We start from the raw sequence: 14,514 nt of genomic DNA, 5'->3' as shown, positions 1-14,514 counted from the left end.
CGAGGCTCGTGTCAGGCCTCGTACTCGGCCGCCAGGCTTCTGCGGTCCATGTCCTCGATGAGGTCTTGGGCGTAGCGGACCAGATCTGCCTCGGTGATGATGCCAACCAGCTCCCCGCTCGCCCTCACGACGGGCAGGCAGCCGTACTTGTTGTCGAGCATCAGCCTCACCGCTTCACGGGCGGGCGTGTCGGTGCGGACCGTCCTCACGTCCCGTACCATCACGTCCGAGGCCCACAGCGGCTGCTTCGCCGGATCGACTCCGCCGCGCTGCGCCGCGGCCCGGAGCAGATCCCTGTGGGTGACGAGCCCAACGAGCTTGCCGTCGCGAACCACCGGCAGGTGACGGATGCGGTGCAGGCGGAGCATCTCGTCCGCCTGGGCCAGATTCTGGGTCTCCGTAAGCGTGACCAGGCTGCTACGGGTCATCAACTCTCCAACGATCTGCATACGTAGCTCCGCTCTTCTTCGAGGTCGTGGGTCCCTCTTGAAGCTATTGCACGTCCGGTTCCAGGGCGTGGCTCCCTCGGGCCCGCCACGCTGGCTGCCTCACCCGGCCGCCGTCCGGCGCAACTTTTTCGTGTGTTCGCGAGCCCTCCGCAGAGGCTGCACCCCTCGTCCTGTTCGCCTGCTGGCGGACAAGGGGCCCTCCAGGCGGTTGAAGCCTGCACCTCCGGTGCGCTACACCCTCGCCCAGTCGCTAGGGGTGCCCCGGAAAGGGGCTGAGACGGCCGTGGAGCGGCCAACCCTTGGAACCTGAACCGGTTCGTACCGGCGGAGGGAAGCGGCGGGCGCTCCACGCCTTGCTCGTCCTTCCGTGCGCAGTGAGGAGGAGTGACGTGAGCGGAGCCTCGAAGAGCCTCAAGGTGGATGGCAAGGTGTTGGAGGGCATCTCCCGCGGAGCCCTGCCGGCCTCGCGCAAGGTGTACGTGCCCGGTGTCCAGTACCCGGACATCCGCGTGCCCATGCGGGAGATCAGCCAGACGCTCACCCGGCATGGCCATGGTCCTGGCGCGAAGGAGACGCCCAATCCCTCCATCCTCGTCTACGACTCGAGTGGCCCGTACACGGATCCGGAGGCCCCCATTGATCTCCGGGCGGGGCTGCCCGCGGTGCGTGCCGGGTGGATCCACCGCCGCGGGGACGTGGAGGAGTTGCCGGGGATCACCTCCGAGTACGGCCGCAGCCGCGAGGCGGATCCGCGCCTGACGGGGTTGCGCTTCGCCCATCGCCGCAAGCCGCTGGTGGCGAAGCCGGGAGCCAACGTCACGCAGATGCACTACGCGCGCAAGGGCATCATCACCCCGGAGATGGAGTTCGTGGCGGTGCGCGAGAACCTCAAGCGCGAGGCCGTGGCCGCCGAACTGTCCCGGCAGCACCCGGGTCACTCGTGGGGCGCGGCGATTCCCCGGGAGATCACCCCCGAGTTCGTGCGCGACGAGGTGGCGCGGGGCCGGGCCATCATCCCGGCCAACATCAACCACCCGGAGCTGGAGCCGATGATCATCGGCCGCAACTTCCTGGTGAAGATCAACGCGAACATCGGGAACTCGGCCGTCACGTCCTCCATCGAGGAGGAGGTGGAGAAGATGGTGTGGTCCATCCGCTGGGGCGCGGACACGGTGATGGACCTGTCCACCGGCCGCAACATCCACGAGACGCGCGAGTGGATCCTCCGCAACGCCCCGGTGCCCATCGGGACGGTGCCCATCTACCAGGCGCTGGAGAAGGTGGGAGGCAAGGCCGAGGAGCTCACCTGGGAGATCTACCGCGACACCCTCATCGAGCAGTGCGAGCAGGGGGTGGACTACTTCACCATCCACGCGGGCGTGCTGCTGCGCTACATCCCGCTCACGGCCAGGCGCATCACGGGCATCGTGAGCCGCGGCGGCTCCATCCTGGCCAAGTGGTGCCTGGCCCACCACCGGGAGAACTTCCTCTACACGCACTTCGAGGAGATCTGCGAGATCCTCAAGGCGTACGACGTGAGCTTCAGCCTGGGTGATGGGCTGCGGCCGGGCTCCATCGCGGACGCCAATGACGGGGCGCAGTTCGGCGAGCTGGAGACGCTCGGGGAGCTCACGAAGATCGCCTGGAAGCACGACGTGCAGGTGATGATCGAGGGCCCGGGCCACGTGCCCATGCACCTCATCCACGAGAACATGACGAAGCAGCTCGCGGTGTGCCACGAGGCACCCTTCTACACGCTGGGGCCCCTCACCACGGACATCGCGCCGGGCTACGACCACTTCACCAGCGGCATTGGCGCGGCGATGATCGGCTGGTTCGGCACGGCGATGCTTTGCTACGTCACGCCCAAGGAGCACCTGGGACTGCCCAACCGGGACGACGTGAAGGAGGGCGTCATCACCTACAAGATCGCCGCCCATGCCGCGGACCTCGCCAAGGGGCACCCGGGCGCGCAGCTGCGCGACAACGCCCTGTCCAAGGCCCGCTTCGAGTTCCGTTGGGAGGATCAGTTCAACCTCTCGTTGGATCCCGAGCGCGCCCGAGCCTTCCACGACGAGACCCTGCCCGCCGAGGGCGCCAAGGTGGCCCACTTCTGCTCCATGTGCGGCCCGCAGTTCTGCTCGATGAAGATCACCCAGGACGTGCGCGACTACGCGGAGAAGACAGGGGTGAGCGAGCAGTCGGCCCTGGAGACCGGCATGGCCGAGAAGAGCGACGAGTTCAAAAAGGCGGGCGGGGAGATCTACCGCTGAGCGCCCGCTGACTTCGGAGGTCCCCTCCCACGACCCGACGCCTGTCACGTGACATTTGCCCCGGGACTGGCGGAAGATGGGACCGAGGGGGCGCGGTGACCGCGCCCGTTGAGAACCAGAGGGGACTTCTCATGGAACTGCAGCAGCAGGCCGGCTTCATCACCGGTTCACCAATTCCCACGGCGGAGGAGAAGCAGTGGGGCATGCTCGCGCATGTGCTCACCCTGGCGCCCTACTTCATCGCGTTCCCCCTCATTGGTTTCGTGGGGCCGATGGTCGTTCGGGCCACCAAGGGCAATGAGTCGGCCTGGGTGGACAATCACGCGAAGGAGTCCCTCAACTTCCAGATCACCCTGTTGATCGGCTACGCCGTCTCGCTCGGCACCGTGTGCCTCGGCGTGGGGTTCGTTCTGGGCATCGGTGTCGCCCTCTATGGCTTGGTGATGACGATCATCGCCGGCATCAAGGCGTACAACGGGGAGGTGTACCGGTATCCGGTCACCCTCCGATTGGTGAAGTAATCCGGCGGTCAGGGCCGTAGCGGCGCGGGCGAGGCGGTCCTCCACTCGGGGTCCTGTCCTCGCTCGACGTGCTCTTGGGGGGGAGTCAGCCGCCGATGCCCATCATGGGCAGCAGCGATTTGTTGGCGCCGGGCTCGTTGAAGCGGTGCCCCTCCGGCTTCTCACCCAGCGCCTGGCGGATGGCCAGGGCGAGCTCCGCGTCCGTGGAGCCGCCGCGGATGAGCGCGTGCAGCGGAGCCTGGGCTCGTCCGCCGAGGCAGCTGCGCAGGTCTCCATTGGAAGCCACGCGCACGCGGTTGCAGCCGCCGCAGAAGTTCTGGGTGAGGGGAGAGATGAAGCCCACCCGTCCCCCGGGAGCGCGCCAGTAGCGCGCCGGGCCCGCGGTGTCGGCGTGCTCCTCGTCATTCGGTACGAGGGACAGGCCCGTGGACTGGAGCCGCTCCACCAGCTCCGCGGTGGGCACCGGCGTGCCCTGGCCGAAGGGCATCAGCTCGATGAAACGAGGCGTCATGCCCCGCGCATGGGCGTAGGCGATGAGATCCGACACCTCGGCGTCGTTCACCCCGCGCATGACGACGACGTTGAGCTTCAGGGAGGCGTAGCCCGCTCCCACCGCCGCGTCGATGCCCCGCAGGATGGAGGCGAAGTCCCCCTGCTTGGAGATGCGCCGGAAGGTGGCCTCGGACAGGGTGTCCAGACTGATGTTGAGCTGGGTGACACCCGCCTCGCGCAGCGGCACGGCCAGCTTCTCCAGGTGGCTGGCGTTGGTGGTGATGGCCACCCGCTCCACGCCCGGCTGTGCGGCGATGCGCCCGGCCACCTCGACGATGTCCGGGCGGATGAGGGGCTCGCCCCCGGTGAGACGGACCCGGCGGATGCCCATCCGGGCGAACACGGAGACGATGCGCTCGAACTCCTCGGGCGACAGCAGATCCTTCTTCCCGCCCCAGCTCGCCGGCGAGCAGTACGTGCAGCGGAAGTTGCACCGGTCCGTCACCGACAGGCGCAGGTACGTCATGGTCCTCCCCTGAGCGTCCAGCAGCGGTGGGGTCAGGGGATCCCTCGGTGGGGGGGCGGTCATCATGGGGGCAATCCGACTATTAACCACCAATACCCCCGGCTGGCATCTCGAAGGTGGTCGGCTGTGCGGTGGATCTCAGTCGCGCGGGTTGCCCTGGCGTCCCCCGGCGAGCACCGAGAGCACCACGGGCTGCTCCGGACGCGCGGGAGGAGCCGAGGCACTCACCGCGGGGCCAGGAGTGGAGGCCGAGGGAGCGGGGCTGGCTCCTCGAGGCGCTGGACCCGGACCGGGGCTTCCCGGACCTGGAATGGTCTGGTCCATGTCGTCCATGTCTTCGCTGAGCCGGGCGAGCGTGGCCTCGGCCTCCTGGGCCTGCGCCTCCGCCTGCACCAGCGTCAGCTTCCGCAGGTGCATGTCCTCCTTGATCTTGATGAGCGCCTGCTCACCGATGTCGAGGAAGGCCCGGACGACGTCGCGATCGAACTGCGTCCCGGCGCAGCGGGTGATCTCCGCGATGGCGTTGGCGAAGGTGGTGCCCTTGCGGTAGGGCCGGTCGCTGGTCATCGCGTCCAGGGTGTCCGCCACGGCGAAGATGCGCGCGCCGATGTGGATCTCCTGGCCCCGGAGGTTGCGCGGGTAGCCCTGGCCATCCCAGCGCTCCTGGTGCGACAGCACGATCTGCGCCGGCGTGGCCAGGAAGGGGATGTTCTGGATCATCTGGAAGCCGATGTCCGGATGCTTGCGCATCTCCTGCCACTCCTCCGGGGTGAGCTTGCCCGGCTTGAGCAGCACCGCGTCCGGCACACCGATCTTCCCGATGTCGTGGAGGAGGGCGCCACGGCCGATCTCCTCGAGCTCCGGGCCCTTGATGCTCAGGCGCTCGGCGATGGCGTTGGTGTAGCGCACCACGCGCTGCGAGTGGTCCGACGTCTCGTGCTCGCGGGCGTCCAGGGCCGCCACCAGGGCCAGCAGCGTGGCCTGGTAGGTGTTGGCGATGTCCCGGAGCGCGTTGCGCAGCTCGGTCGTCCGGTCGCGCACCTTGCGCTCCAGCTTCTTCTGGTAACGCTTGCGTGCCAGCTCGATGCGGCGCTTGGCGAGCGCCCGCTCGATGGCGCGGATGAGGTCCGTGAGCTTGGGCGGCTTGAGGAGGTAGTCCACCGCGCCCCGGCGCAGGCAGTCCACCGCGGACTCGGTGTCGCCGTAGCCGGTGAGCATGATGACGGAGGTGTCCGGATAGCGCTCGCGCAGCTGCTCGAGCAGCCACAGGCCATCCTTGCCCGGCATCTTCATGTCACTGATGACCAGCGGCGTCTCTTCCTGGCCGGCGATGTCCAGGGCCATCTCGGCGCCACTGGCCACCACGCAGTTGTAGCCCTCCTCCCTGAGGAGGACCGAGATGACGTCGCGCACGGAATCGTCGTCGTCGACGATGAGTATCCGGGGAGGTACGGGAGGAATGGCTTCCACGGTGGGGGATTCTAGGAGGATCGGGCCGCGGAAGGCCAACCCGACGCGGTTTTTCGATTTTCCCGGCCGCTCGGCCGGGTCCTCCCAGGGAGGTGGGAGGCCTACCTGGTGGCTCAGCGGCGGGGGAATCGATCGAAACGGAACGGAGTGAGGTCCACCGAGGGGGTTTCTCCAAGCACCACCTGGGCCATGAGCTTCGCGGTGACGGGGGCCAGCAGGATGCCGTTGCGGAAGTGGCCCGTGGCCAGGAAGAGGCCAGGCAGGGGTCCGGCGCCCAGGATGGGCAGATGGTCGTCGGTGTAGGGACGCAGCCCCGCCCACGTCTCCTGCACGGGAGCCGAGGCCAGTGCAGGGCAGAGCTCCATGGCCAGGGAGAGGATCCGGTGCAAGCCCTCGGCCGTGACGTTCTTCTCGAAGCCCGAGAACTCCAGGGTACTGCCGGCGATCACCCGTCCATCCGTTCGCGGGATGACGTAGCCCTTGTCGGAGAAGAGGACGTGCGAGAAGAGCGGCAGCCGGGTCTGCAGCTGCACCATCTGCCCGCGCGCCGGGCGCACCACGCGCGGATCCAACGAGATGCCCTGCACCAGTCCGGACCAGGAGCCGGCGGCGATCACCACGGCGTCCGCGCGCAGGGTCTCTCCGTCCAGGTCCACGCCCACCGCGCGGCCGTTCTCCTCCACCACGCCGCGCACGTAGCCGGTGCGGAAGGTGGCGCCCACCCTGGCGGCGGCCATGGTGAGGGCCCGCGTGAGCAGCCGGTTGTCCACCTGGTGGTCATCCGGGTACCGGGCGGCGGCCAGCACCTGGGGCGAGAGCTGGGGCTCCAGGGTGCGCACGTCGGCCGTGCCGAGCAGCTCCGCGCGCAGTCCCAGGGTGCGCTGCCAGCCCACGGTGGCCTCCAGGCGCTGGACCCCGGCCTCGTCGAAGGCGAGGGACAGGACACCACTGGGCAGGTAGTTCACATTGACACCGGTGAGGGCCAGCAGCTCCGCGGCGAAGTCCGGGTACATGCCCCGGCTGCGCAGGCACAGCTCGAGGAAGGGTCCTGGGGCCTCGGCCTCCTGCTGAGGGGCGAGGATGCCGCCGGCCGCGCTGGAGGCCTCGGCGCCCGGAATGGAGCGCTCCAACACCGTCACCCGCGCGCCGGCCTGACGCAGCCTCAGGGCGATGCCGCAGCCCATCACCCCACCGCCTACGACGACCACGTTGGTGTCACGCATCGGGGCGCTTGTGCTCACTCCAGGTAGGGTTTGCAAGCACCGCGAGGGGGGCGGGTTGACGGCACGGGGTCTTTCCGTTACCTAATGAGCCCCGTGCGTTCCGTGTCCATCCATCATCATGCGCATCATCATCGGCCCCCCGACGGGACCGCTCGCCATGCGCATGCCCGGGTGAACGCGTAGAGACGCCCCCGAAGCACCGCAGCAGTGAACGGAAGCCCGTCCCACCCAGGACGGGCTTTTTTCGTTTCCGGGCCCGTCCTCCACTCCCCCAGGTCCCACGATGCTGAAAATCGCACTGCCCAACAAAGGCCGCCTCTCCGACGAGGTCCGTGAGCTGTTCAACGATGCCGGTCTGGAGGTCCGGGTCCGAGGAGAGCGCGCGCTCACCGCGTCGCTCGGCGGCGAGTTCGAGGCCATCTTCGTCCGGGCCCAGGACATCCCCGAGTTCGTCGCCGATGGTGCCGCGGACGCGGGCGTCACCGGGTGGGACCTGGTGTGTGAGTCCGGCCGCGAGCTGGAGTTGCTGATGGACCTGGAGTTCGGCCGCTGCCGGCTGGTGGTGGCCGCCCGGGAGGAGAGCGGCATCCAGAAGCTCGAGGACATCCAGGACGGTGTGCGGGTGGCGTCGTCCTTCACGCGGCTGACCCAGGAGTTCTTCACGAAGCGGGGCCAGAAGGTGACGGTGGTACCGGTCTCGGGCGCCACGGAGATCGCCCCGCACCTGGGCATCGCGGACATCATCGTGGACCTGACCTCCACGGGCTCGACGTTGAAGATGAATGGCCTGCGCGAGGTGGGGACGGTGGTCCAGTCGAGCGCGCGGCTGATCGCCCGCAAGGGCCACGTGCCCGAGGCGGCGGCGAAGCTGGAGGAGCTGCGGCAGGCGCTGGGCTCGGTGCTGGCGGCCCGGGGCAAGCGTTACCTGATGGCCAACGTGCCGCGCCCGGTGTTGGCCAGCGTGCGCGAGGTGCTCCCGGGCCTCAACGGTCCCACCGTGGTGGATGTGCAGGGCGGCGACTTCGTGGCCGTGCACGCCGTGGTGCCCGCCAAGAGCATCTACCGCACCATCGCCGCCCTGAAGAACCTGGGCTGCGAGGGCATCCTCGTCACCCGCATCGAGAGGTTGATGCCGTGAGCTCCTCCTCGCTCAAGTACCGCGGACGCCTGACGGCGCTGTCCGCCGAGGCGCGCCGCCGCCTGCTGGACCGCACGGGTGGCTCGGACGTGCGGATCGCTCAGCGCACCGCGGACATCATCGCCCGCGTGCGCCGGAATGGAGACAAGGCGCTCCGCGAGATGGCGCACGAGTTCGACCGCGCGGAGCTGGAGTCGCTGGAGGTGCCTCGCTCGGTCTGCGAGGAGGCACTGGCCTCGCTGGAGCCGAAGCTGAAGGACGCGCTGGCCCGTGCGGCACGCAACATCGCCCGGGCACACGCGGCGCAGAAGCCCCAGGCCACCGAGGTGGAGACGGAGCCGGGCATCCTCGTGGGCCGCCGGCCGGATCCGCTCGGGCGCGTGGGGGTGTACGCCCCGGGCGGCCGAGCCGTGTACCCGAGCAGCGTGCTCATGGGCGTGGTGCCCGCGAAGGTGGCCGGGGTGGGCGAGGTCATCGTCTGCTCGCCGCCTGGGCCGGATGGGAAGCTGTCGGTGGGAGTGCTGGCGGCGGCGGCGCTGGCGGGCGCGGATCGCGTCTTCGCCCTCGGCGGAGCGGGGGCGGTTGCGGCCATGGCCTATGGCACCGAGAGCGTGCCGCGGGTGGACCGCATCGTCGGCCCCGGAAATGCCTATGTCGCCGCGGCCAAGCTGCAGGTGGTGGATGCGGTGGCCATCGACGCACCAGCGGGCCCGAGTGAGATCCTCGTGGTGGCGGACAGCTCGGCCGACCCGGAGGCGGTGGCGCGGGAGATGCTCGCGCAGGCCGAGCACGATCCGGATGCCTGCTGCGTGACGGTGGCGGTGGGCGACGTCCTGGCTCAGGCGGTGGCCTCGGCGGTGGAGCGCGCGGCGGCTCGAGCGAAGCGCAAGGAGATCGTCACGCGGGCCCTGAGCGAGCGGGGAGCGGTGCTGAGCGTGGACTCGCTCGAGGAGGCCTGGCCCTTCGTGGCGGACTTCGCTCCCGAGCACCTGCTCATCGCCACCACGTCTCCCTTGGAGGACCTGCCGAAGGCTCGCAATGCGGGCACGGTGTTCGTGGGCCAGTACGCCTCGGTGGCCTACGGCGACTACATGACGGGCGCCAACCACGTGCTGCCCACCGCGGGCCTGGCCCGTGCGTACTCGGGGTTGAGCGTGCTCGACTTCTACCGGTGGACCACGTACCAGCGTGTCACGCGCGACGCGGCGGCGCGGCTCGCCGAGGACGTGGGTCTGCTGGCCGACAGTGAGGGACTCTTCGCCCACGCCGACGCCGCTCGCGGCTGGAGGAAGTCATGAGCCTGCCCTCGCGCGCTTCGTACCGGGACATCCCGCTGTACTCGCCCTCCAAGGTGAAGTGCAGCGTGGACCTGAGTGACAACACCAACCTCTTCGGCATGCCACCGGCCGCCGAGCGCGTCCTGCGCGAGATGGTGGCCTCCCAGGTGAGCCGCTACCCCGTGGGCTACGCACCGGACCTCAAGCAGGCCGTGGCCCGCTACACGGGTGTGGAGCCCTCTCGGGTGACGACCGGGTGTGGCTCGGACGATGTCATCGACAGCACCCTGCGCGCCTTCCTGGAGCCGGGCGAGGTCATCGCCTTCCCGGACCCCACCTTCGTGATGATGTCCTACTTTGCGAAGGTGAACGGCCTGCGGTACGCGCCGGTGCCTCTCAAGCCCGACTTCGACATCGACGTGGACGGGCTGCTCGCCACGGGCGCCAGGCTCATCTACGTGTGCTCGCCCAACAACCCCACGGGCACGGTGGCCTCGCGGGCCGCGTTGGTGCGGCTGGTGGACAACGCGCCCGGCATCGTCCTGCTCGACGAGGCCTATGCCGAATTTGCCCGGGAGAGCCACCTGGACCTGGCGAGCAGGCCCAACGTGCTCGTGACGCGCACGCTGTCCAAGGCCTTCGGGCTGGCGGGCCTGCGGGTGGGCTATGCGATCGGCAACCCCACGCTGGTGGCTGAAGTGGAGAAGGCCCGTGGGCCTTACAAGGTGACGGGCCTGTCCGAGCGCATGGCCGCCGCGGCCCTGTCCGAGGACCTGCCGTGGATGAAGGCGAAGGCCGCCGAGGCGCTCGCCATCCGGGCCCGGCTGGTGGCCGAGCTGGAGACGTTGGGGCTGAAGCCGCTGCCGACCGAGGCCAACTTCGTGATGGTGCCGCTGCCCGGCGCGCCCGCGATCGCGGAGCGGATGCGGCAGCGGGACGTGAATGTGCGGGCGTTCCAGGGACTGACGGGCATTGGGGACGCGCTCCGGATCGGATGCGGCCCCTGGACCCTGATCGATGCGGCGCTCGGGGCGCTGCGGGAGGCTCTGCGATGAGAGTGACGCTATTCGACTACGGAGCGGGCAACCTGCACTCGCTGGCCAAGGCACTGGCCACCACGCCGGGCGTGGAGGTGCGTGTGCAGGAGGACCCGGTAAAGGCGCTCGACACGGACGTACTGGTGTTGCCGGGCGTGGGAGCCTTCGGCGCGGCGGCGGCGCGGCTGGCACCGGGGCTCGAGCAGATGCGGCGCGCGGTGGCGGACGGCCTGCCGTGCCTCGGCATCTGCCTGGGTATGCAGCTCATGTTCGACACGAGTGACGAGGGCGGCGGCCAGGGCCTGGGCCTCTTCCGCGGCCGGGTGACGAAGCTGCGCTCCCGGCGCGTGCCGCACATCGGGTGGAACTCGGTGGAGGAGGACACGGCGCTGAAGGCCGCGAAGCTCGGCAGCGTCTACTACGCGCACAGCTTCGTCTGCCGCGCCGAGGAGCCCGAGGTGGTGGTGGGCTGGACGACGCATGAGGAGGACCGCTTCCCCGCGGCGGTGCGGCGCGGGAAGGTGCTCGGCGTGCAGTTCCACCCGGAGAAGAGCTCGGCGGCCGGCGTGCGGTTCGTGCAGGCCTTCCTCGAGGAGGTGCGCACGTGATCGCCATCCCTGCCATCGACCTGCGCGAGGGCGCCTGCGTGCAGCTCGTGGGTGGCTCCTACGCCGACGAGCGGGTGCGGGTGAAGGAGCCCCTGGACGCGCTGAAGCGTTGGCGCGCGTACGGCTTCAAAACCTTCCACGTGGTGGACCTGGACGCCGCGTTGGGCAAGGGCTCCAACGAGGGTTCCATTGGGCGGCTGCTGGGCCATGAGCCCGACCTTCGCTTCTCGGTGGGCGGTGGTGTGAGGAGCACGGCCAAGGTGGAGGCGGTGCTCGCGTTGGGAGCTTCCTCCGTGGTGGTGGGCACCAAGGCCATCGAGGACGCGGCGTGGCTGCGCGAGGTGGCCGAGCGTTTCCCGGGCCGGGTGGTGGTGGCCGCGGACGTGAAGGGCCGCGAGGTGGTGACGCGCGGCTGGACGGCCGGCAGTGCCTTGGACATCGCCCGTGTGCTGGAGACGCTGGAGCCCCTGCCCCTGGGCGGCCTGCTGGTGACGGCGGTGCACAAGGAAGGACAGATGGACGGCGTGGACCTGCCGCTGATGGAGGAGGTGGCCCGGTCGAGCCGTCACCCGCTGTACGCCTCGGGTGGCGTGACGACGGTGGAGGACCTGCGGGCGCTCGGGGGCGTGGGCGCCTTCGGGGCCGTCATTGGCATGGCGCTGTACACGGGCAAGCTGGACGCCGCCGAAGTGGCGCGGGAGTTCGCATGACGACGACCATCGTTCGGGAGACGAAGGAGACCCAGATCAAGGTGGAGATCGCCCTGGGCAAAGGCATCGCCCGGGTGGACACGGGCCTGCCCTTCTTCGATCACATGCTGTCCACCTTCGCGCGCTACGCGGGCCTGGACCTGACGCTGCATGCGCGCGGCGACCTGCGGCACCACCTCATGGAGGACGTGGCCATCACCCTGGGCACGGCGGTGCAGAAGGTGATTCCGGCCACGGCGGCCCGCTACGGCGAGCGCACCATCCCCATGGACGACGCGCTGGTGCAGGCCTGCATCGACGTGGGCGGGCGCTTCTACTACCGGGGGCCGCTGCGCAACAAACTGTACGACCACGTGATGCGCTCGTTCTGCGAGCACGCGAAGGTGACGCTCCACCTGCGGATCCTCCGCGGCAAGGACAGCCACCACGTGACGGAAGCGGCGTTCAAGGCGCTCGGGATGGCGCTGCGCGATGCCATGGTGGACTCGGGCGTGGTGTTCAGCACCAAGGGCACGGTCGCCCTGGAGGTGAAGTGAGATGCTCACGCGGCGGCTGATTGTCTGTCTGGACGTGAAGGGCGGGCGCGTGGTGAAGGGCGTCCAGTTCGAGGGGCTGCGCGACGTGGGCGACCCCGTCGAGCTGGCCATGCGCTACGAGGAGGCTGGTGCCGATGAGGTGACCTTCCTCGACATTTCCGCGAGCAACGAGGAGCGCGGCACCCTGTGGGACCTGGTGCAGCGCACGGCGGAGCGGCTGTTCATCCCGCTGACGGTGGGCGGGGGCGTGCGCACGGTGGACGACGTGGGCCGGGCGCTGCGAGCGGGTGCGGACAAGGTGAGCATCAACTCGGCGGCGGTGGCGCGGCCCGAGGTGCTCACCGAGTGCGCCGAGCGTTTCGGCGCCCAGTGCGTGGTGGCGAGCATCGACGCCAAGCGCGATGGGGACCGGTGGCGCGTGTACACCCACGGTGGCAAGCGGGCCACGGAACTGGACGCGGTGGCATGGGCTCGCGAGTGTGTGAAACGTGGAGCAGGTGAAATCCTGCTCACGAGCATTGACAGGGACGGGGCCCGTTCGGGGTATGACCTGGAGCTGACGCGGGCGATCGCCGAACAGGTGGACGTACCGGTCATTGCCTCGGGTGGTGCGGGCAACGCGGAGCACGTACGGGCCGCGCTGAAGGAGGGGAAGGCGGACGCGGCGCTTGTGGCGGGCATCCTCCACGACGGCGTCACCACGGTCGGGGCGATCAAGACGCTGCTCCGGGGGAGCGGCCTTGGGGTCAGGAGCCTCTGAATGGATTCACAGTCCTTGATGCAGGCGGCGGAGGAAGTGGCGCGCAGGTCGGGCGACGTGGCGCTCGGGTACTTCCGTCAGGGCGTCACGGTGGACACCAAGAAGGACGGCACGCCGGTGACGGTGGCGGATCGGACCGCCGAGAAGACGGCTCGCGAGTGGATCGAGTCCCACTTCCCCGAGGACGGCATCCTCGGGGAGGAGTTTGGCGAGACGCGGCCCGGAGCGAAGCGCCGGTGGATCCTGGATCCCATCGACGGCACGAAGACGTTCATCCGCGGAGTGCCGCTGTGGGGCACGCTGGTGGCGGTGGCGGAGGGAGAGCGCATCCTCGCGGGTGCGGCGTACTTCCCGCCGGTGGCGGACATGCTGGTGGCGGCACCGGGGCAGGGGTGCTGGTGGAACGGGAAGCGCACGCGGGTGTCGGCGGAAGCGGACCTGTCCCGGGCGGTGGTGCTGTCCACGGACGAGCGCTTCCTGGTGCACCCGGATCGCGGCGCGAAGTGGCGGGCGCTGACGGCGAAGACGTTCATGGCGCGGACGTGGGGTGACTGCTACGGCTACCTGCTGCTGGCCACGGGGCGGGCGGAGGCGATGGTCGACGAGCTGATGTCGCCCTGGGATGCGGCGGCGCTGCAGCCCATCATCGAAGAGGCGGGCGGAGTATTCACGGACTGGACGGGGACGAGGACCTCGTTCGGCGGCAATGCGATCGCGACGAACGCGGCGCTCGCGGACCAGGTGCGCGAGCTGCTGGGCGCGACGAAGAGGGGATGATGCTGGACCTGTCGAAGCTGGACTTTGCCAAGGGCAATGGGTTGGTGACGGTGGTGACGCAGGACGCGCACACGGGCGACCTGTTGATGGTGGCGCACGCGGACCGCGAGGCGCTGGAGAAGACGCTGCAGACGGGCGAGATGTACTACCGCTCGCGCTCGCGCGGGCTGTGGCACAAGGGCGGCACGAGCGGGAACGTGCAGCGCGTGGTGTCCCTGACGGCGGATTGCGATGGGGACGCGGTGCTGGCGCGGGTGCAGAAGGCGGGCCCCGCGTGCCACACCGGGGCGGAGACGTGCTTCGACATCGGTCCGGTGGACGCGCTCGTCGAGCTGGACCGGACCATCGCCCAGCGGGCCGCGAAGGCGCCGGAGCCGGGGGAGAAGCCGAGCTACACGCGGAGGCTCCTGGACGACCGGAACCTGCGGCTGAAGAAGATCGGCGAGGAGGCCGCGGAGCTGGTGACGGCGTGCGCGGACGGGGACAAGGCGCGCGCCGTCGAGGAGGCTGCGGACGTGCTCTACCACCTGCTCGTGGCGGTGCGCCCGCTGGGCGTGACGCTGGATGAGGTGAAGGCGGTGCTCGCGCGCCGGGCCGGAAAGACGGCCCCCGCTCCCAGCGGGAAGGGATAGATTCTCCTCCTGGTGTGGCGCTCTCGTATGACATCACGGATCTCCAGGGCCGTTTCTCGTTCGCGGCCCCCTCCGAGGGGCGGTA

At 69.6% G+C, this 14,514-nt stretch carries 15 protein-coding genes and 1 riboswitch; of the genes, 11 read left to right on the top strand and 4 right to left on the bottom strand.

Annotated features, from left to right (window positions below):
- Positions 1–11: 11 nt before the first annotated feature.
- Positions 12–449: a CBS domain-containing protein gene (locus DAT35_RS53450; protein ID WP_108077213.1), complete on the bottom strand. Its 438-nt coding sequence runs from the start codon at positions 447–449 to the stop codon at positions 12–14.
- Positions 450–691: 242 nt separating this feature from the next.
- Positions 692–799, top strand: a riboswitch (TPP riboswitch).
- Positions 800–838: 39 nt separating this feature from the next.
- Between DAT35_RS53450 and thiC the strand changes: the two genes are divergently transcribed.
- Both thiC and DAT35_RS53440 read left to right on the top strand, forming a co-directional pair.
- Positions 839–2,722 carry a phosphomethylpyrimidine synthase ThiC gene (thiC, locus tag DAT35_RS53445; RefSeq protein ID WP_108077212.1) on the top strand — a complete coding sequence of 628 codons (1,884 nt, stop codon included), beginning with the start codon at positions 839–841 and terminating at the stop codon, positions 2,720–2,722.
- A gap of 131 nt (positions 2,723–2,853) precedes the next feature.
- Positions 2,854–3,243: a DUF4870 domain-containing protein gene (locus tag DAT35_RS53440; RefSeq protein ID WP_108077211.1), complete on the top strand. Its 390-nt coding sequence runs from the start codon at positions 2,854–2,856 to the stop codon at positions 3,241–3,243.
- Positions 3,244–3,328: 85 nt separating this feature from the next.
- Here the strand turns inward: DAT35_RS53440 and moaA are convergent, their stop codons facing one another.
- From moaA to thiO, 3 genes are all read right to left on the bottom strand, one after another.
- Complete coding sequence (moaA, locus tag DAT35_RS53435; RefSeq protein ID WP_108077286.1) at positions 3,329–4,324, bottom strand: GTP 3',8-cyclase MoaA; 996 nt, start codon at positions 4,322–4,324, stop codon at positions 3,329–3,331.
- A gap of 75 nt (positions 4,325–4,399) precedes the next feature.
- Entirely contained in the window at positions 4,400–5,731 is a 1,332-nt protein-coding gene (locus DAT35_RS53430) for an HD-GYP domain-containing protein (RefSeq protein WP_108077285.1), read from the bottom strand.
- Between the two features lie 113 nt (positions 5,732–5,844).
- Positions 5,845–6,954 (bottom strand): glycine oxidase ThiO, encoded by a 1,110-nt coding sequence (thiO, locus tag DAT35_RS53425; RefSeq protein WP_108077210.1) that lies wholly within the window; start codon positions 6,952–6,954, stop codon positions 5,845–5,847.
- 283 nt (positions 6,955–7,237) lie between these two features.
- Here thiO and hisG point away from each other — a divergent pair, with 283 nt between their 5' ends.
- Genes hisG through hisIE form a run of 9 tightly spaced genes read left to right on the top strand, consistent with a single transcriptional unit; the run spans position 7,238 to position 14,429 of the window.
- A complete protein-coding gene (hisG, locus tag DAT35_RS53420) occupies positions 7,238–8,092 on the top strand; it encodes an ATP phosphoribosyltransferase (protein WP_108077209.1) in 855 nt (284 codons plus the stop codon).
- Complete coding sequence (gene hisD / locus DAT35_RS53415) at positions 8,089–9,390, top strand: histidinol dehydrogenase (RefSeq protein WP_108077208.1); 1,302 nt, start codon at positions 8,089–8,091, stop codon at positions 9,388–9,390. Before hisG ends, hisD begins: the two co-directional genes overlap by 4 nt.
- A complete protein-coding gene (locus DAT35_RS53410) occupies positions 9,387–10,424 on the top strand; it encodes a histidinol-phosphate transaminase (RefSeq protein WP_199243280.1) in 1,038 nt (345 codons plus the stop codon). Before hisD ends, DAT35_RS53410 begins: the two co-directional genes overlap by 4 nt.
- Positions 10,421–11,014, top strand: a complete 594-nt coding sequence (hisH, locus tag DAT35_RS53405; RefSeq protein WP_108077207.1) for an imidazole glycerol phosphate synthase subunit HisH — start codon at positions 10,421–10,423, stop codon at positions 11,012–11,014. Before DAT35_RS53410 ends, hisH begins: the two co-directional genes overlap by 4 nt.
- Positions 11,011–11,724: a HisA/HisF-related TIM barrel protein gene (locus DAT35_RS53400; protein ID WP_108077206.1), complete on the top strand. Its 714-nt coding sequence runs from the start codon at positions 11,011–11,013 to the stop codon at positions 11,722–11,724. Before hisH ends, DAT35_RS53400 begins: the two co-directional genes overlap by 4 nt.
- Positions 11,721–12,260 (top strand): imidazoleglycerol-phosphate dehydratase, encoded by a 540-nt coding sequence (locus tag DAT35_RS53395; RefSeq protein ID WP_108077205.1) that lies wholly within the window; start codon positions 11,721–11,723, stop codon positions 12,258–12,260. Before DAT35_RS53400 ends, DAT35_RS53395 begins: the two co-directional genes overlap by 4 nt.
- A 1-nt stretch (position 12,261) precedes the next feature.
- Complete coding sequence (gene hisF, locus DAT35_RS53390; protein ID WP_108077204.1) at positions 12,262–13,020, top strand: imidazole glycerol phosphate synthase subunit HisF; 759 nt, start codon at positions 12,262–12,264, stop codon at positions 13,018–13,020.
- Complete coding sequence (hisN, locus tag DAT35_RS53385; protein ID WP_108077203.1) at positions 13,021–13,797, top strand: histidinol-phosphatase; 777 nt, start codon at positions 13,021–13,023, stop codon at positions 13,795–13,797.
- Positions 13,797–14,429 (top strand): bifunctional phosphoribosyl-AMP cyclohydrolase/phosphoribosyl-ATP diphosphatase HisIE, encoded by a 633-nt coding sequence (gene hisIE / locus DAT35_RS53380; protein WP_199243285.1) that lies wholly within the window; start codon positions 13,797–13,799, stop codon positions 14,427–14,429. The genes hisN and hisIE overlap by 1 nt, the downstream gene beginning before the upstream one ends.
- Positions 14,430–14,514 lie beyond the last annotated feature (85 nt).

The organism is Vitiosangium sp. GDMCC 1.1324 (assembly GCF_003044305.1).
In the GTDB taxonomy this organism is placed as follows: Bacteria; Myxococcota; Myxococcia; order Myxococcales; family Myxococcaceae; genus Archangium.
Note: the sequence above shows the minus strand (reverse complement) of the source record. Positions and strands in the feature narration are given on the sequence as shown.

Bases quoted from the DNA above. Each gene is read 5' to 3' on its own strand.
- DAT35_RS53450 (WP_108077213.1), bottom strand. From the start codon at position 449: ATGCAGATCGTTGGAGAGTTGATGACCCGTAGCAGCCTGGTCACGCTT.
- DAT35_RS53440 (WP_108077211.1), top strand. From the start codon at position 2,854: ATGGAACTGCAGCAGCAGGCCGGCTTCATCACCGGTTCACCAATTCCC.
- moaA (WP_108077286.1), bottom strand. From the start codon at position 4,324: ATGACCGCCCCCCCACCGAGGGATCCCCTGACCCCACCGCTGCTGGAC.
- thiO (WP_108077210.1), bottom strand. From the start codon at position 6,954: ATGCGTGACACCAACGTGGTCGTCGTAGGCGGTGGGGTGATGGGCTGC.
- hisG (WP_108077209.1), top strand. From the start codon at position 7,238: ATGCTGAAAATCGCACTGCCCAACAAAGGCCGCCTCTCCGACGAGGTC.
- DAT35_RS53410 (WP_199243280.1), top strand. From the start codon at position 9,387: ATGAGCCTGCCCTCGCGCGCTTCGTACCGGGACATCCCGCTGTACTCG.
- hisH (WP_108077207.1), top strand. From the start codon at position 10,421: ATGAGAGTGACGCTATTCGACTACGGAGCGGGCAACCTGCACTCGCTG.
- DAT35_RS53395 (WP_108077205.1), top strand. From the start codon at position 11,721: ATGACGACGACCATCGTTCGGGAGACGAAGGAGACCCAGATCAAGGTG.
- hisF (WP_108077204.1), top strand. From the start codon at position 12,262: ATGCTCACGCGGCGGCTGATTGTCTGTCTGGACGTGAAGGGCGGGCGC.
- hisN (WP_108077203.1), top strand. From the start codon at position 13,021: ATGGATTCACAGTCCTTGATGCAGGCGGCGGAGGAAGTGGCGCGCAGG.
- hisIE (WP_199243285.1), top strand. From the start codon at position 13,797: ATGCTGGACCTGTCGAAGCTGGACTTTGCCAAGGGCAATGGGTTGGTG.